We start from the raw sequence: 15,740 nt of genomic DNA on the forward strand, positions 1-15,740 counted from the left end.
ATGGCCACTCAGGAGACCCTCGTCCTCGTCAAGCCCGACGGCGTCGCCCGCAACCTCACCGGCGAGATCCTCCGCCGCATCGAGGCGAAGGGCTACTCCCTCGTCGACGTGAAGCTCGTCGAGGCCGACCGCGAGCTGCTCGCCGCCCACTACGCCGAGCACGAGGGAAAGCCCTTCTACGAGCCGCTCGTCGAGTTCATGGAGAGCGGCCCGATCGTCGCCCTGCGCATCGCGGGCGACCGTGTGATCGAGGGCTTCCGCGCCCTCGCCGGCACCACCGACCCGACCACGGCCGCTCCCGGCACCATCCGCGGCGACCTCGGCCGCGACTGGGGCCTCAAGGTCCAGCAGAACCTCGTGCACGGGTCCGACTCCGAGGAGTCGGCCGCGCGCGAGCTCGGCCTCTGGTTCGCCTGAGCCGCTCGGCGGCCTGCCTCTGACGACGTCCGTCAGAGGTAGGCGAGCACGTTCAGCCTCACCTGCGCGATCACCGCGATCAGCAGGTAGCAGAGCAGCGTGATGAACGGGACCCAGCCGTAGGCGGCACCGGCGAAGCGGCGCACCCCGGCGGGGACGGGGAACACGCCCTCACGGAGGTTGCGGAGCGTCACCAGCCAGAAGCCCGGGATGACGACGGCCCAGGTGAGCATGCACCAGGGGCAGAGCGTTCCGAGCGCGAAGACGCTCGTCGCGATGAGCCAGCCCACGAACACCAGGGCCAGCAGGAAGCCGACGTTGAAGGCCGCCCAGAACCACCGGTCGAACCGGGCGCCCGCGAGCAGGCCCAGCCCCACCACGATCGGCGCGATCCAGGCCGCCAGGCCGATGAGAGGGTTCGGGAAGCCGAAGACCGCGCCCTGCACCGAGTTCAGGTTCGCACTGCACTGCACGAGCAGGCTGAAGTCGCAGCCGAGGCCCGCATCCGGGTTCTCGAGAGCGGCGAACTTGTCGTTCGTGAGGGCGAAGGCGGCGGTCCAGCCGATCACGCCGAGGACGATCAGCAGGACGGCGAAGACGACGGGGCGCTGCTGGGTGGGGGCGTCGCGCACCCCGGGATCGCTGGACACCGGGGGATTATGGCACGCGCCGGATCGGCGCCTCTGGGAATGCGTGCGATAATCGGAGCCGTCGGTCCGGGGGACCCCGCATCGACGCGAAGAAGGTTTACCGGGCGAGTACCGGGCCACAGGAGATCGACAGCGTTCCGCGAATGGACGCGCCGGATCTCCGCTCCGCCGGGAGTCGACCGCAGGTCGCACCGCGGAGGAGCGAGTGTCGGATAGTCAGTTCCGAGAGTGCAGCTGCAACCGGAGTCCCGCGCCACGAGCGCGACGGGACCGGGGGAGCGGAAGGATTCGCGGCGGGCCGAGGCCCCTCGCACGAGAGAAGCATCCGGGAAGACGACGCGGCGGACGACCCGGCCGAGGAGTGCACCAGGAATGGTGGAAGACAACAGTACGAGCGGATCCGATCGGGACCGCGACGAGCCCCGCAGCGGGGCCAGGAAGATCAGCCGCCTCTTCGGTGGCCGCCGGGCTACCCGGCGGACCGAGTCGAGCGCGCCAGCGACAGGGGAGACGATCATCGACAGCAACGAGACCGACCAGACCGGAGCCGAGGGCACCGAGCTGCCCGAGACCGGGAGCGCCGCGGAGGCGGCCGAGCCGTCGACGTCGACGGGCGCGGTGTTCTTCAACGCCCTCCCGCAGACTCCGGGCGCCGAGCAGGAGGAGCCGCGACGGCCCGCACTGCCGAGCCCGTCGCTGCTGTTCCAGGCGCCGGTCCTGCCCGACTACGTCGAGCTGGCTCCGCTGCCTCCCCGCGGTGCGCCGCTGGGCGTCCAGGAGGAGCGCGAGAGCCCGGCCGAGGAGCAGGGCTCCGTCCGCCGCCGCTCGCGCCGCCGCAGCGGCGAGAGCGAGAGGTCCGGCTCCGACGACCCCGAGAACACCGTCGTCCGGGTCCGCCAGCCGCGCGAGCAGCGCGAGGCCCGCGAGCCCGAGCTCATCACCGAGCCGCAGCGCATCAAGGGCTCGACCCGCCTCGAGGCCAAGAAGCAGCGCCGCCGCGACGGCCGCGACGCCGGCCGGCGCCGCACGGTCGTCACCGAGTCCGAGTTCCTCGCCCGCCGGGAGGCCGTCGACCGCGTCATGGTCGTCCGCTCGAAGGAGGACAGCATCCGCATCGGCGTGCTCGAGGACGGCGTCCTCGCCGAGCACTACGTCGCCCGCTCGCAGGAGGCGTCGCTCATCGGCAACGTCTACCTCGGCCGCGTGCAGAACGTCCTCCCGAGCATGGAGGCCGCCTTCGTCGACATCGGACGCGGGCGCAACGCCGTGCTCTACTCCGGCGAGGTCGACTGGGACGCCGCGAACAACGCCGGCGGCCCCCGCCGGATCGAGCTCGCGCTCAAGCCCGGCGACCGGGTCCTCGTCCAGGTCACGAAGGACCCCGTCGGCCACAAGGGCGCCCGTCTCACGAGCCAGATCTCGCTCCCCGGCCGCTACCTCGTCTACGTGCCCAACGGTTCGATGAACGGCATCTCGCGGAAGCTCCCGGACACCGAGCGCGCCCGCCTGAAGAAGATCCTCAAGGAGGTGCTGCCCGAGAACGTGGGCGTCATCGTCCGGACCGCGGCCGAGGGCGCCACGGAGGAGCAGCTGACCGTCGACGTCGAGCGCCTGACCGCGCAGTGGACGGCTCTCAGCGCGAAGGCCGCGAGCGGGCAGGCTCCCGCTCTCCTGCACAGCGAGCCGGACCTGCTGATCAAGATCGTCCGCGACGTCTTCAACGAGGACTTCGAGAAGATGGTCATCGCCGGCGACGACGCCCGCGAGACCATCGAGCTCTACCTCAGCCAGGTCGCACCCGATCTGCTCGAGCGCGTCGAGGTCTACACGGGTGACAAGGACGCGTTCGACGAGTTCCGCATCACGGAGCAGATCGAGAAGGCGCTGGAGCGCAAGGTGTGGCTGCCCAGCGGCGGCTCGCTCGTGATCGACCGCACCGAGGCGATGACGGTGGTCGACGTCAACACCGGCAAGTTCGTCGGCTCGGGCGGGAACCTCGAGGAGACGGTCACGAAGAACAACCTGGAGGCGGCCGAGGAGATCGTCCGCCAGCTGCGCCTGCGCGACATCGGCGGCATCATCGTCGTCGACTTCATCGACATGGTGCTCGAGTCCAACCGCGACCTCGTGCTCCGCCGCCTGGTCGAGTGCCTGAGCCGCGACCGGACGAAGCACCAGGTCGCCGAGGTCACCTCGCTCGGCCTCGTGCAGATGACCCGCAAGAAGCTGGGCCTGGGCCTGCTCGAGACCTTCAGCGAGAACTGCGAGATCTGCGCCGGGCGCGGCGTCATCGTCCACCACGACCCCGTGCTCAAGCACCGGTCGACCGCCGCTCCGCAGCAGGAGCAGCGCCGCCGGGGCAAGGGCGGCGAGCAGCAGCCCGCCGCCTCCGGGCGCTCGAACGGCGGGCAGAACGGGCAGGGCGCGCCGGCGACCAAGCCGATCAGCACCCACGCCATCACGGACGACGCGAAGAACGCGCTCGCGCAGATCGCCGCCAGCACCATCCACCCCCAGGCCGTGCGCCAGGCGGCGGAGGAGGCGGCCGCGCTGGTCGAGGACGCCGCCGAGACCGTCGAGGCCATGGCGCCGGAGGAGTCCGCCACGGCACCCGAGGAGCAGCCGTCCGAGCCGAGTCGTCGCGGCGAGCGTCCCGCCCGGGGCGAGCGCCGTCGTCGCAGCCGCGACCGCGAGCCGCGCCAGGAGGCCGCCGAGACGGCGGCCGTCGAGTCGGCTCCCGTCGAGACCCCGGTCGAGAAGGAGATCGAGCCGGCCGCTGCCGCGCCGATCCTCGACATCCCGATCGCGCCGGTCACGCCTCCGCGCCGCGTCCGCAGCGAGGTCGCCGAGCACCTGCTCGACTCCGTGCTCGACGCTCTGCCGGCCCCGAAGCAGCCCGGCCAGGGCCGTGCGAAGAGCCGGCGCGTCACGACGGCCGCGCTCACCGGAGTCGCGGTCATCCCCGAGCAGACCCCGCGCCGCGCCGACCAGTAGCGCGACCCGGTGTCAGGAGGGCCCGGTGCCCGGCGAGAGCCGGCGCCGGGCCCTCTCGGCGTCCCGGTCGCGCCCGCGGACGCGGAGCCCGCTCCGCCTCAGCCGCTCGACCAGCTCCCGCGCGCCGACGGGGACCGCGCCCGCGGCGACGAGCTCGTCGATCCGCTCCTCGGGCACGTCGTAGTGGTCCAGGTCGAAGCCGCGCTCGGGCACGCCGAGACGGCGCGCGAAGTCGTGGAGCTCCTCGAGCGAGACGTCGCTCACGAGGTGCGCCCACAGCCGGCCGTGCGCCGGCCAGCGCGCGGCGTCGACGAGGATGGCCATTCCCCGATCGTAGGCGGCGCGCCGTCCGTCCACGCGCCTCCTCCTCGACTATCGTGACGGGGTCGCCGGTCGGGTGGACACGGCTTCGCAGTCGTGTGCGTTTGACCGTGGAGCGCGGATCCCGTACTCTTGACCGTTGGTGTGGCGCGATCCATGTGCTCACGCAGATTTCCGTTGTCGCTCCGCCCCTCACGGGGCGCGGGCCGCGGTGCCGGTTCCCTCGTGTCGTGAGGAGACGGGTACGAACCGGAAGACCGGGGCTCAGCCCCGTCCCTACAAGCCCCGGACGAGGCCTCCGCTCCGTCCAGACGAGAAACAGGTACGAGAAGTGGTTTACGCAGTTGTGCGCGCCGGCGGTCGTCAGGAGAAGGTCGAGGTCGGCACCATCGTGACGATGGACCGCGTCAAGGCCGACGAGAACGGCACCGTGCAGCTTCCTGCCGTGCTGCTCGTCGACGGTGAGTCGATCACCTCGGACGCGGCGACCCTCGCGGGCGTCACCGTCACCGCCGAGGTGCTCGAGGACCTCCGTGGTCCGAAGATCATCATCCAGAAGTTCAAGAACAAGACCGGTTACAAGAAGCGCCAGGGGCACCGTCAGGACCTCACGCGCGTCAAGGTCACTGGCATCAAGTAGTCCTGCAAAGGAATTGAGCTGACCTGCGGAGCGAGCCATCGCCCTGCAGGGCAACAGCACGGGGCTGCGGCCCCCCGGTCTCGAGGAGATGAGAAATGGCACACAAGAAGGGCGCGAGCTCCACTCGCAACGGTCGCGACTCGAACGCGCAGCGTCTCGGCGTCAAGCGCTTCGGCGGCCAGGTCGTGAACGCGGGCGAGATCATCGTCCGCCAGCGCGGCACGCACTTCCACCCCGGCGCGAACGTCGGACGCGGTGGCGACGACACCCTGTTCGCCCTCTCGGCGGGCGCTGTCGAGTTCGGCAGCAAGGGCGGCCGCAAGGTCGTCAACATCGTGGCGGCCGCCCAGTAGGGTCGACCTCCTCGGCCGCACAGGCACAGGACGCAAGGGGCGGGCTTCGGCTCGCCCCTTGCGCGTTTACCGGGGCACAGCCCCCCGGCGCCGGCATCCCGGCGCCGCACGCACTCACGGACGGATTCACACCATGGTCACCTTCGTCGACAACGTCACGCTGCATCTGCGTGCCGGCCACGGCGGCAACGGCTGCGTCTCCGTCCGTCGCGAGAAGTTCAAGCCGCTCGCCGGCCCCGACGGCGGCAACGGCGGGCACGGGGGCGACATCGTCCTCGTCGCCGACCCGCAGACGACGACGCTGCTCGCGTACCACCGCCACCCGCACCGCAGCTCCGAGAACGGCGGTCCCGGCATGGGCGACCACCGCGCGGGCGGGAACGGCGAGCTCATGGAGCTCCCCGTCCCGGTCGGCACGGTCGTCAAGTCGCCCGACGGCGACCAGCTGATCGACATGGACGAGCCCGGCCTCCGGTTCGTCATCGCTCCGGGCGGGCAGGGCGGGCTCGGCAACGCCTCTCTCGCCACCACGAAGCGCAAGGCGCCCGGCTTCGCGCTGCTCGGCACGCCGGGCTGGGAGGGCGACGTCGTCCTCGAGCTGAAGACCGTCGCGGACGTCGCGCTCGTCGGATTCCCCTCGGCGGGCAAGTCGAGCCTCGTCGCGGCGATCTCGGCGGCCAAGCCGAAGATCGCGGACTACCCGTTCACGACCCTCGCGCCCAACCTCGGCGTCGTGCAGGCGGGGGAGTCACGCTTCACCGTCGCCGACGTGCCCGGTCTCATCGAGGGCGCGAGCGAGGGCAAGGGCCTGGGCCTGGAGTTCCTCCGCCACGTCGAGCGCTGCACCGCGCTCGTCCACGTGCTCGACTGCGCCACGCTCGAGCCCGGCCGCGACCCGCTGACCGACCTCGACATCATCCTCGGGGAGCTGGCGGCGTACCCCGTCGGCGACGGACAGGTGCCGCTGATCGAGCGGCCGCAGCTGATCGCGCTCAACAAGGTCGACGTGCCCGAGGCCCAGGAGCTGGCCGACTTCGTCCGGGCCGACCTCGAGTGCCGCGGCTACCGCGTGTTCGAGATCTCGACGGTCAGCCACTCGGGACTCCGCCAGCTGACGTTCGCCCTCGCCGAGATCGTCGAGAAGCACCGCCTCGAGCTCGCCGCCGTGCCGCGGGTGGAGCGCATCACCATCCGCCCCCGCGCCGTGGACGAGAAGGACTTCGAGATCCGGGTCGAGGGCGGCTCGTACGGCAACGTGTACCGGGTCCTGGGCACCAAGCCCGTGCGCTGGGTCGCGCAGACCGACTTCACGAACGACGAGGCCGTCGGCTTCCTCGCCGACCGCCTGGCCAAGCTCGGAGTCGAGAACGGCCTGTTCTCGGCCGGAGCGGTCGCCGGCTCCACCGTCGTCATCGGCCCCGGCGACGGCGTCGTCTTCGACTGGGAGCCGACCCTCACCTCGACGGCCGAGCTCATCACCGCGCCCCGCGGAACGGACCTCCGCCTCGAGGACAACCGGCGCAAGACCCGCAACGAGCGTCGCGAGGACTACTTCGAGCGGATGGACGCCAAGGCCGAGGCCCGCGCGGAGCTCGAGCGCGAGCGCCAGGGCGGCGTCTGGCGCGTCGCCGACGAGGGCGACGGCACGGAGGCCGTCGAGGAGAGCTGACTCCCGCCGCCGGGGTCGTCTGCCTCTACACTGGCCGGATGCCGCAGACGACCCCCGACAGCAGTGCGCTGACCGAGCGGTTCGCCGCCTCCCGCGTCGCGTCGCGCTCCCTCCGCAGTGCGACCACCGACCTCAAGAACCGGGCTCTGCTCGCCATCGCCGACGCGGTGCGCTCGAGCGCCGAGCGCGTCGTCCCGGCGAACGAGCTCGACCTCCAGCGGGGTCGCGAGAGCGGGATGAGCGCGGGCCTGCAGGACCGCCTCCGCCTCGATGCGGCGCGCCTGGGGTCCCTCGCCGACGCCGTCGTCGCGGTCGTCGGGCTCACCGATCCGGTCGGGCAGACGGTGCGGGGATCGAACCTGCCCAACGGCGCCTCCCTCACCCAGGTGCGGGTCCCGTTCGGCGTGGTCGGAGCGATCTACGAGGCGCGCCCGAACGTCACCATCGACATCGCGGCGCTCGGCCTCAAGAGCGGGAACGCCGTGATCCTGCGCGGAGGCTCGGCCGCGGAGAACACGAACCGCGTCCTGGTGGAGCTGCTGCAGGAGGCCGTCGCCTCCGTCGGCCTGCCCGCCGAGCTGGTGCAGACGGTCGACGACCACGGCCGCGAGGGCGCGAAGGCCCTCATGCGAGCGCGCGGCTACGTCGACGTCCTGGTGCCGCGGGGGAGCGCGGGCCTCATCGAGTCGGTCGTGACCGAGTCGACCGTCCCTGTGATCGAGACGGGCGCCGGAGTCGTCCACGTCTTCCTCGACGCCAGTGCCGACGAGCAGTGGGCCGTAGACATCGTCCACAACGCCAAGGTGCAGCGTCCGAGCACCTGCAACGCCCTCGAGACCCTCCTCGTCCACCGCGACGCCGCCGAGCGCCTCCTCCCGCCCGTCCTCGGCCGGCTCGCGGAAGCGGGAGTGACTGTGCACGGCGACGAGCGCGTCGCGGCGCTCTGGCCCGACGCGGTGCCCGCCACCGATGAGGACTGGTCCGCGGAGTACTACTCGCTCGACGTCGCCGTCGCGATCGTCGACGACCTCGACGCCGCGATGGCCCACATCGACCGGTACTCCACCCACCACACTGAGTCGATCGTGACGAACGACCTCCGGAGCGCCGAGCGCTTCCTCGCCGAGGTCGACTCCGCGGTCGTGATGGTCAACGCCTCCACCCGCTTCACCGACGGCGGGGAGTTCGGGTTCGGCGCCGAGGTCGGCATCTCGACGCAGAAGCTGCACGCTCGGGGCCCCATGGGTCTTCCCGAGCTGACCAGCACGAAGTGGCTGCTGCGCGGCGCGGGACAGGTCCGCGCCTAGCGCCCGGACCGGCGATCCGCCGACGAGCGGCGTCCGGGTAGACTCGTCGGAGCCCCGCCGGGGCGACCACGACCTCCAAGGAGCACTGCATGTCCCTCGCGACGACCGTCCTCGCCGAAGCAGCGGCCCACACGGAGCTGCCGTTCCCCCCGATCGTCTTCGGCCTGATCGCCGCCGTCGCCTTCACGGCCCTCGGCTTCGTCACCTGGAGCTACCGCGACGTGGCGAACCGCCACTCGCACAAGACCGGCGCCGGCTCCCACGACCAGCACGGTCACGGACACTAGGCGGGGAGCCCAGCGATCGTGACGTCCGCCGCGAGCGGAGGCCCGCGGCGTCCGCGCATCGGCGTGATGGGCGGCACCTTCGACCCTATCCACCACGGTCACCTGGTCGCCGCCTCCGAGGTGGCCCAGTCGTTCGACCTGGACGAGGTCGTCTTCGTGCCCACCGGCCAGCCGTGGCACAAGAAGACGGTGACCTCCGCCGAGCACCGGTACCTGATGACGGTGATCGCGACGGCGTCGAACCCGCGCTTCACCGTCAGCCGCGTCGACGTTGACCGGATCGGCACGACCTACACGATCGACACCCTGCGGGACATCCACGCCGCGCACCCCGACGCCGAGCTGTTCTTCATCACCGGCGCGGACGCGGTCGCTCAGATCCTGAGCTGGAAGGACTACGACGAGCTGTGGGAGCTGGCCCACTTCGTCGCCGTCAGCCGGCCGGGGCACGTCCTCAACGTTTCGGGATTGCCGGCTCAGGACGTATCCTTGTTGGAGATTCCGGCACTGGCGATCTCCTCGACCGACTGTCGGAGCCGCGTCAACCGGGGTCATCCGGTCTGGTACCTGGTTCCCGACGGTGTCGTCCAGTACATCTCGAAGCACCACCTGTATCGGAGCACGTCATGACAGTTCAGCCCGAGGAGAAGCCGCTCACCCGGCGCGAGATCCGCGAGCGCGAGAGGCGCGAGGCCGGTGCGGCCACGACCGCCGCCGTTTCGACGACGTCCCGCCGGGCTGCCACCGCGACCGCCACCACCGCCGGCGACATGCCGGTGCTGACCCCCACCCAGGCCCTGCGGATCACCCCCGTCGAGCCGAGCCCCGCGAGCGAGCCCGACCTGCGCACCTCCTCGATGGAGATCGTCGCCACCGAGAACGCCACGGGCCGCCAGCTGACCCGTCGGGAGCTGCGCGCACTGCTGGCGCAGCAGCAGGCGGAGAAGGTCGCCGCCGCACCGGAGGCGGAGCCGCCCGCCGACGAGGAGCGGTCGGACGACGAGCGCTCCGACGACGTCGAGGGCGCCCTCGAGCGTGCCTCGGCGCTCCCGCCGACCGGGGCGGTCCCCGTGATCGAGGCGGCCGACGAGTCCCGTGATGCGGAGCCGGTGCCCGAGGGTGCAGCGGAGCAGGAGCCGGAGGGCGACGAGGACGTCGTCACCGAGGACGCCCTCGAGGCGTCCGAGGAGGAGGCGGACGAGTCCGCCGCCGACGCGACCGCGGAGGCCGACGCGGCCGAGGTGCACGAGGCCGAGGCCGAGATCGAGAACTCCTCCTCCGCCGACGAGACGCCGTCCGCGGACGCCTCCGACGAGCGGGACGCGGACGACGAGCAGCCGACGGCCGGCGAGCAGCCCGAGCAGCCGCACCTGAACACCGCGCTCTTCGCGTCGGTGGGCGGATCCCTCGACATCGCCGACGAGAAGGCCACCGAGATCACCGGGAGCTTCGAGCCGCCGATCGAGCACCTCGCCATCACCGAGGAGCTCGACAGCAAGTCGAAGGAGGAGGTGGACGCCTCGTTCGACTCCCTCATCGCGAGCGGAGTCGCCGCCACCGGTGCCGTCACCACCACCAACGCGCTGATCCTGCCGACCACGGGCCCCGGCGCGACCGTCGGCACGGACACGGGGGAGATCCTTGTCACCGGCTCGTTCGACCTCCCGCGCAGCCTCGGCTCCACGGGCCAGCACCCGAACCTCTACGACTCGCCCGATGTGGACCGCTACGTCGACCGCATCGACCGCGAGCAGCCCGCCGGCGAGTCCGAGCCGGTCCGGGCGTCCAGCGCCGTCTCCACCCACGCCGCCGGCACTTCGATGATCGCGCCGCAGAAGCGCGCCGGCGTGAGCGTTCCGGTGGTCCTCGCGATCACCGCGGCCGTCCTGCTGGTCGGCGCGATCGCGCTGTTCATCGGCGGCTTCGTGCTCAACATCTTCTGATCTCCACCACCGACACTGAAGGCTTCATGACTGCGACCGATTCCGCCCGCGCCCTGCTCCAGCTCGCGGCCACCGCCGCCGACTCCAAGGGCGGTGAGGACCTCGTCGCCCTCGACGTCTCGGGGCCGCTGCCGCTGGTCGACATCTTCCTCCTCGCCACCGGTCGCTCCGAGCGCAACGTGGTCGCGATCGCGAACGAGGTGGAGGACCGCCTGAACGACTCCGGCGCCAAGCTGCTGCGCCGCGAGGGCCGTGCGGAGGGCCGCTGGATCCTCCTCGACTTCGGCGACATCGTCGTGCACGTCTTCCACGAGGAGGACCGCATGTACTACTCGCTCGAGCGCCTCTGGAAGGACTGCCCGACGGTGCCGTTCACCCTCGAGCAGCCCGTCGCCGTCGACTCGTCGACGTCCTCGAACTGACGAACACGCCCGGCGACAGCGCTCGATTTCACTTCACGCGAATCGTGTTGTAGTTTATTCGAGTTGCTTCCGCCGGGCGGAGACAGCGAAAGACAGCACGAAGCAAGACAGAACAGAACATGGGTCCGTGGCGCAGCTGGTAGCGCACCTGCATGGCATGCAGGGGGTCAGGGGTTCGAATCCCCTCGGATCCACCGAACAGGTCCGCACTCCTCCGGGAGTGCGGACCTTCGTCGTTCCCGGCGTTACAGGGTCTGGCGTCGTCCTGTCCGGGGCCGTCCTGTCCGGCTCAGGCCGGTCAGGCCAGCCAGGACCGTGCCCGTCCGGCCACCGGATCCCCCTGCTGGTCACGCACGGGTCGGCCCGACCGGCTCCACATGGCAGCCGCATCCGGCGAGGAATCCGGAGAGCTCGCCCCAGGCGTCCTCCCCGATCGTGGTGCCCGGGCGCCGTGCGAGATCGGCCAGAGCGTCCGTCAGCTCGTCGACTCCCGTCAGGATCCTCGTCCGTGCCGCTCCCGTGCCCTGCCATCCGGGCGCGTACGTCCTGACGTCGGGGTGGCTGTAGAGCACGGCCGTCTCGAACCACGGCGTGGGCAGACCGTTCAGGGCCAGGTGCTCCTTGAGCCGCGCGGCCTGGATCCGGACCTGCCGGGCGGGGACGTGCTGCTCGACATGCGTGCGCACCGTCCACCGCGACACCGTCCCCGGTGCGATCTGAACCGCGAAGGCCTCGGGCAGGGCGTCCTCGTCGAGGAGGACGCCGTAGGAGGGGTGGACAGTACCGGGTCGCACGCCGTCGAAGACGACCCCCTGCCAGTACTTGGCCTCGATGATGAGCGCGCCGTGCCGGGTGAGCAGCAGATGGTCGATCTGCGCGAGGAAGCGGCGCGTCGTGCGCGCGTCGACCGGTACGAAGACGACGTTCGTGGCGAGGATGCCGGACAGCCCCGCCGAGGCGCACGCCTCCCGGATCAGGGTGTGCGAGACGGCCTCGCTGCTCCAGGTCCTGGCGAGCGCGTCACGGGTCTGCTCGACCTCCTCCTGCGCCGTCTCGAGCTCGGTCCGACTGAGGTCGCGCTCGGCGTCGCGCGCGCGCGTCAGTGCCTTGAGCGCCGCCTCGTGGCTCCGGTCGCGCTCGGCGATCGTGCGCTGGTGCTCCTCCGCCGCTCCCGCCGCAGTGCGCCGTCGGCGGCCGACGACGACCGTGATGAGGAGGGCCAGGAGCAGGGCGGCCGCGACGGCCCAGGGCAGGTACTCGTTCATGGTCCCCAGGCAAGCACGGACCACCGACCGTGCGCCGCGACGGCTCCCGATCGCGCCGCTCGGCAGACTGGCCGCAGTGCGCTCGCTCGTGCCCTGTCCGGACGTCTTCGTCGGTGTCCGCCTGCGCGCGCAGGCGGAGACGCCGACCCTGCGCCGGCCGATCGCGCAGGCGGAGCCCTACCGCCGCCTGGCGGACGCGATGCGCGACCAGCACGAGGTCCGGCTGACCGGCGTCGAGGGCACGCTGCTGGGCCCCGTCGGCCGGCAGCCGTTCCAGGGGATCAGCGTCGCCGGCCTGCACACGCACGTCGTCGACACCACCGGCGGGACCGGCGGCCACATGCTCGCCGCCTCCGGAGTCGCGGGCCTGCTCGAGATCGAGCAGTACGGCGGCATCACCGTCCGCCTGCCGGAGTCGGACGACCCGCCGCGAGCCGACCTGGACGCGGCGGCCAGCGCCGAGATCCGCGCCGTGGAGACCGACCACCCGCCCTGAGCGGCCCTACCCTGGACGCATGCCCTCACTGCGCGACGTCCACGCCGTCATCGACCGTCTCTGGCCCGAGGCGGCCGCCGAGAGCTGGGACGCGCCCGGCCTGGTCACCGGCGACCCCGACGCCGCGGTGGAGCGGATCCTGCTCACGGTCGACGTGGTCTCCGACACCGTCGCGGAGGCCGTCGACGGCGGCTACCAGCTCCTGGTCGCGCACCACCCGCTGCTGCTGCGCGGCGTCACCTCGATCGCCGAGGACGGCTACAAGGGCCGCCTGCTCGCGGACCTCATCCGGGGCGGCTGCGCACTGATCTCGGCCCACACGAACGCCGACATCGTCGCGGACGGCGTCTCGGACGTGATCGCGACCCGCCTCGGCCTGACCGGCACGACGCCGCTCGTCCCGGGCGCCGACCCGTCGATCGGGCTCGGCCGAGTGGGCGACCTGCCCGAGGAGGTGACGCTCGGACGCCTGGCCGGAGCCGTGGCCGAGCTCCTGCCGGCCACCGCAGGGGGAGTGCGGGCCGCGGGCGCCTACGAGACGCCCGTGCGCCGCGTGTCGCTCTGCGGGGGAGCGGGGGACTCGCTCCTGGACGCCCCCGCCGTCCGCACGAGCGACGTCTTCATCACCGCCGACCTCCGGCACCACCCGGCGTCCGAGGCGCGCGAGAAGGCCCTGCACGGCACCGGCCCCGCCCTCATCGACGTCTCGCACTGGGCGAGCGAGTGGCTGTGGCTCGACGTCGCCGCGACCGCGCTGCGGGAGGCCCTGCCCACGGTCACCGTCGAGGTGAGCGAGACCCGCACCGACCCGTGGGATTTCGCGATCGTGCACTGACCCGCCGCGGGCACGGGAGAATGGACGCGGCGCGCCCGTACTGCGCGCCGGGAACGAGGACCGCCACGTGAAAGCCAGCCCCGCACACCAGCGCGAACTCCTGACTCTGGCGAGTCTGGACACGAGGGGCGCGCAGCTGCGCCACGCCCTCGCGACGCTCCCGCAGATCGCGCGGATCCAGGCGATGCAGGCCCGCGACAACGAGACCCGCCGCTCCCTCGCCGAGCGCACAGGGCGCCTCGAGGACGTGCGCACCGAGCTCGGGCGCATCGAGTCCGACGTCAGCGTGGTCGAGAAGCGGCTCACCCGCGATCGCGACCGCCTGCAGACCGCCTCCGCGGCCAAGGACATCGCCGCGCTCGAGAGCGAGATCACCTCCCTCGTGAAGCGACGGGGAGACCTCGAGGACATCGAGCTGACCCTGATGGAGCGGATCGAGGGCATCGAGTCCGAGGTCGCCGCGGCTCAGGCCGAGCGCGACGAGGTCGTCGCCTCGCTCGGGACCCTCGCCGAGGAGCGCGACGCGCAGGCCGAGAAGCTCCGCGACAAGCAGGAGGCGCTCGCCCGGGACCGGGCGGACCTGGTGACGACCCTTCCGGAGGACCTGGTCGAGCTGTACGAGAAGCAGCGCGCCCGCTACGGAGTCGGCGCGGCCCTCCTCCGCGGGAAGGTGTCGGAGGGGAGCGGCGTGGCCCTCACCGAGTCGGACCTCTCCTGGATCCGCGCCTCCGCTCCCGACGAGGTCGTCCTCTGCCCCGACAGCGGCTGCATCCTGGTGCGCGGCGAGGAGTCCACCCTCGCCTGAGCCGTACACTGGACGGGCGAACGGGCCGGCAAGACGGTCGCGTCACCGCGGCGAGAGCCGTGGTGCCGAGGAACGTCCGGGCTCCGCAGAGCAGGGCGGTGGGCAACACCCACCCGGGGCGACCCGCGAGACAGTGCCACAGAGAACAGACCGCCGTCGGCTCCTGCCGGCGGTAAGGGTGAAACGGTGGTGTAAGAGACCACCAGGGGCCGGAGTGATCCGGTCCGCTCGGTAAACCTCGCCCGGAGCAAGGTCAGACAGAGGACGATGCGGCTGCTCGTCGGGTCCTCGGGTAGACCGCTGGAGGGTCACGGCGACGTGGCTCCGAGAGAGATGGCCGTCCAGCGCCCGCCGAGAGGCGCGGCGTGAACAGAACCCGGCGTATCAGCCGACCCCTTCGCCACGAGATGCCCCGCCCCGGCGGGGCATCTCGCGTCTCCGCCGGTCGCCGAGCTCGCGCTCCCGCCCGCAGGCAGCGCGACGGCCTGCCGTGGCGGTTCCGGGGTCTCGATACATCCTTGCGCCGCCACTCGACAGGACTGGCGCGGTCCATCTCTCGCGCTACCTCCTGCGGACGAAGCGGTGCAGCACGACGTCCGGCAGGCGCCGATCCCGGAGGACGGTCCTGAGACGCCGCTGCGGATCGCCGCCGAGGACCAGGTGCCCCCGCCCCGTCGTGGCTCACCGCGACCGCTGGACCCCGAAGGTCCGATCACGTCCGTGCGCCACGGCGCCACGCACCAGGCGAACCGGCGAAACGCGTGCCAGCGTTTCGCCGTAGCCGTCCGCACCCCGCTCCCCGGAACGCGTCACCTCCCGAGGCCGACCGCGCCTCGGCGGGCGGGGACCGCCGAGGAAAAAGACTCAGCCCCGCCCTGCGAGCGCGGCCGCGCCGAGGATGCCGGCGTTGTTGCGGAGCGCCGCCGGAATGATCGGGGTGCGCAGGTCGAGCAGCGGGAGGAACTCGTCGTGGTGCTTGGAGATGCCGCCGCCGACGATGAAGAGATCGGGCCAGAGCAGCGCCTCGAGGTGGGAGTAGTAGCGCTGCAGGCGCTTCGCCCAGTGCTTGTAGTCGAGGTCGTCGCGCTCCTTGGCGGCGAAGGAGGCCTTCTTCTCGTAGTCGCCGCCGTGGATCTCGAGGTGGCCGAGCTCAGCGTTGGGGATGAGGATCCCGTCGTGGATCTGCGCCGTCCCGATGCCGGTGCCGAGGGTGGTCATGATGACCAGGCCCTCCTTGTCCTTCGCCGCTCCGAAGCGCGACTCGGCGTAGCCCGCCGCATCGGCGTCGTTGACGAAGAAGATGTTCCGGCCGATCGCGTCCTCGAACAGCTTCTCG

The 15,740-nt window shown here is 71.8% G+C and carries 17 protein-coding genes, 1 tRNA gene and 1 other RNA gene; 15 read left to right on the top strand and 4 right to left on the bottom strand.

What is annotated here, in order from left to right:
- Positions 1 to 417, top strand: a complete 417-nt coding sequence (gene ndk / locus C5C82_RS06625) for a nucleoside-diphosphate kinase (protein ID WP_104223686.1) — start codon at positions 1 to 3, stop codon at positions 415 to 417.
- A gap of 32 nt (positions 418 to 449) precedes the next feature.
- Here ndk and C5C82_RS06630 read toward each other — a convergent pair whose 3' ends face one another.
- On the bottom strand, positions 450 to 1,067 hold the full coding sequence (locus C5C82_RS06630; protein WP_258065401.1) for a vitamin K epoxide reductase family protein: 618 nt from the start codon (positions 1,065 to 1,067) through the stop codon (positions 450 to 452).
- Between the two features lie 372 nt (positions 1,068 to 1,439).
- Between C5C82_RS06630 and C5C82_RS06635 the strand changes: the two genes are divergently transcribed.
- The gene (locus C5C82_RS06635; RefSeq protein ID WP_104292151.1) at positions 1,440 to 4,061 is read left to right on the top strand and encodes an Rne/Rng family ribonuclease; all 2,622 of its coding nucleotides are present in this window, start codon (positions 1,440 to 1,442) and stop codon (positions 4,059 to 4,061) included.
- 12 nt (positions 4,062 to 4,073) lie between these two features.
- Here C5C82_RS06635 and C5C82_RS06640 read toward each other — a convergent pair whose 3' ends face one another.
- Complete coding sequence (locus C5C82_RS06640) at positions 4,074 to 4,385, bottom strand: DUF4031 domain-containing protein (protein WP_104226718.1); 312 nt, start codon at positions 4,383 to 4,385, stop codon at positions 4,074 to 4,076.
- Between the two features lie 328 nt (positions 4,386 to 4,713).
- On the opposite strand from C5C82_RS06640, the gene rplU reads away from it, so the two are divergent.
- From rplU to C5C82_RS06685, 9 genes are all read left to right on the top strand, one after another.
- Positions 4,714 to 5,022, top strand: coding sequence for a 50S ribosomal protein L21 (gene rplU / locus C5C82_RS06645; RefSeq protein ID WP_104223682.1), 309 nt, complete (start codon positions 4,714 to 4,716; stop codon positions 5,020 to 5,022).
- Positions 5,023 to 5,117: 95 nt separating this feature from the next.
- On the top strand, positions 5,118 to 5,375 hold the full coding sequence (rpmA, locus tag C5C82_RS06650; protein ID WP_068209107.1) for a 50S ribosomal protein L27: 258 nt from the start codon (positions 5,118 to 5,120) through the stop codon (positions 5,373 to 5,375).
- A 133-nt stretch (positions 5,376 to 5,508) separates the two neighbouring features.
- A complete protein-coding gene (gene obgE / locus C5C82_RS06655) occupies positions 5,509 to 7,044 on the top strand; it encodes a GTPase ObgE (RefSeq protein WP_104354826.1) in 1,536 nt (511 codons plus the stop codon).
- Positions 7,045 to 7,082: 38 nt separating this feature from the next.
- Positions 7,083 to 8,351, top strand: a complete 1,269-nt coding sequence (locus tag C5C82_RS06660) for a glutamate-5-semialdehyde dehydrogenase (protein ID WP_104354827.1) — start codon at positions 7,083 to 7,085, stop codon at positions 8,349 to 8,351.
- Positions 8,352 to 8,440: 89 nt separating this feature from the next.
- Entirely contained in the window at positions 8,441 to 8,638 is a 198-nt protein-coding gene (locus tag C5C82_RS06665) for a hypothetical protein (protein ID WP_104223679.1), read from the top strand.
- 18 nt (positions 8,639 to 8,656) lie between these two features.
- The gene (gene nadD / locus C5C82_RS06670; protein ID WP_104223678.1) at positions 8,657 to 9,268 is read left to right on the top strand and encodes a nicotinate-nucleotide adenylyltransferase; all 612 of its coding nucleotides are present in this window, start codon (positions 8,657 to 8,659) and stop codon (positions 9,266 to 9,268) included.
- A complete protein-coding gene (locus tag C5C82_RS17470) occupies positions 9,265 to 10,581 on the top strand; it encodes a hypothetical protein (RefSeq protein ID WP_181134409.1) in 1,317 nt (438 codons plus the stop codon). The genes nadD and C5C82_RS17470 overlap by 4 nt, the downstream gene beginning before the upstream one ends.
- A 26-nt stretch (positions 10,582 to 10,607) precedes the next feature.
- Complete coding sequence (gene rsfS / locus C5C82_RS06680) at positions 10,608 to 11,003, top strand: ribosome silencing factor (protein WP_104354828.1); 396 nt, start codon at positions 10,608 to 10,610, stop codon at positions 11,001 to 11,003.
- Positions 11,004 to 11,124: 121 nt separating this feature from the next.
- Positions 11,125 to 11,197: transfer RNA gene (locus C5C82_RS06685), tRNA-Ala, on the top strand.
- Between the two features lie 153 nt (positions 11,198 to 11,350).
- Here the strand turns inward: C5C82_RS06685 and C5C82_RS06690 are convergent.
- A complete protein-coding gene (locus tag C5C82_RS06690; RefSeq protein WP_104354829.1) occupies positions 11,351 to 12,268 on the bottom strand; it encodes a nuclease-related domain-containing protein in 918 nt (305 codons plus the stop codon).
- Positions 12,269 to 12,344: 76 nt separating this feature from the next.
- Here C5C82_RS06690 and C5C82_RS06695 point away from each other — a divergent pair, with 76 nt between their 5' ends.
- The 4 genes from C5C82_RS06695 (at position 12,345) to rnpB (ending at position 14,804) form a co-directional block, all read left to right on the top strand.
- Positions 12,345 to 12,764 carry an acetolactate decarboxylase gene (locus C5C82_RS06695; protein WP_181134410.1) on the top strand — a complete coding sequence of 140 codons (420 nt, stop codon included), beginning with the start codon at positions 12,345 to 12,347 and terminating at the stop codon, positions 12,762 to 12,764.
- Positions 12,765 to 12,783: 19 nt separating this feature from the next.
- The gene (locus tag C5C82_RS06700) at positions 12,784 to 13,599 is read left to right on the top strand and encodes a Nif3-like dinuclear metal center hexameric protein (RefSeq protein WP_104257395.1); all 816 of its coding nucleotides are present in this window, start codon (positions 12,784 to 12,786) and stop codon (positions 13,597 to 13,599) included.
- A gap of 67 nt (positions 13,600 to 13,666) precedes the next feature.
- A complete protein-coding gene (locus C5C82_RS06705) occupies positions 13,667 to 14,404 on the top strand; it encodes a zinc ribbon domain-containing protein (RefSeq protein ID WP_104226713.1) in 738 nt (245 codons plus the stop codon).
- A 21-nt stretch (positions 14,405 to 14,425) separates the two neighbouring features.
- Positions 14,426 to 14,804, top strand: an RNA gene (gene rnpB, locus C5C82_RS06710) — RNase P RNA component class A.
- A 464-nt stretch (positions 14,805 to 15,268) separates the two neighbouring features.
- Here the strand turns inward: rnpB and C5C82_RS06715 are convergent.
- On the bottom strand, positions 15,269 to 15,740 hold a 472-nt coding region (locus C5C82_RS06715), incomplete at its 5' end, for an ROK family protein (protein ID WP_146085960.1).

The sequence above is a fragment of the Rathayibacter sp. AY1D5 genome, assembly GCF_002932515.1.
In the GTDB taxonomy this organism is placed as follows: domain Bacteria; phylum Actinomycetota; class Actinomycetes; order Actinomycetales; family Microbacteriaceae; genus Rathayibacter.

Coding starts and splice junctions, on each gene's coding strand:
- ndk (WP_104223686.1), top strand. CDS start 1: ATGGCCACTCAGGAGACCCTCGTCCTCGTCAAGCCCGACGGCGTCGCC.
- C5C82_RS06635 (WP_104292151.1), top strand. CDS start 1,440: ATGGTGGAAGACAACAGTACGAGCGGATCCGATCGGGACCGCGACGAG.
- C5C82_RS06640 (WP_104226718.1), bottom strand. CDS start 4,385: ATGGCCATCCTCGTCGACGCCGCGCGCTGGCCGGCGCACGGCCGGCTG.
- rpmA (WP_068209107.1), top strand. CDS start 5,118: ATGGCACACAAGAAGGGCGCGAGCTCCACTCGCAACGGTCGCGACTCG.
- obgE (WP_104354826.1), top strand. CDS start 5,509: ATGGTCACCTTCGTCGACAACGTCACGCTGCATCTGCGTGCCGGCCAC.
- C5C82_RS06660 (WP_104354827.1), top strand. CDS start 7,083: ATGCCGCAGACGACCCCCGACAGCAGTGCGCTGACCGAGCGGTTCGCC.
- C5C82_RS06665 (WP_104223679.1), top strand. CDS start 8,441: ATGTCCCTCGCGACGACCGTCCTCGCCGAAGCAGCGGCCCACACGGAG.
- C5C82_RS17470 (WP_181134409.1), top strand. CDS start 9,265: ATGACAGTTCAGCCCGAGGAGAAGCCGCTCACCCGGCGCGAGATCCGC.
- rsfS (WP_104354828.1), top strand. CDS start 10,608: ATGACTGCGACCGATTCCGCCCGCGCCCTGCTCCAGCTCGCGGCCACC.
- C5C82_RS06690 (WP_104354829.1), bottom strand. CDS start 12,268: ATGAACGAGTACCTGCCCTGGGCCGTCGCGGCCGCCCTGCTCCTGGCC.
- C5C82_RS06700 (WP_104257395.1), top strand. CDS start 12,784: ATGCCCTCACTGCGCGACGTCCACGCCGTCATCGACCGTCTCTGGCCC.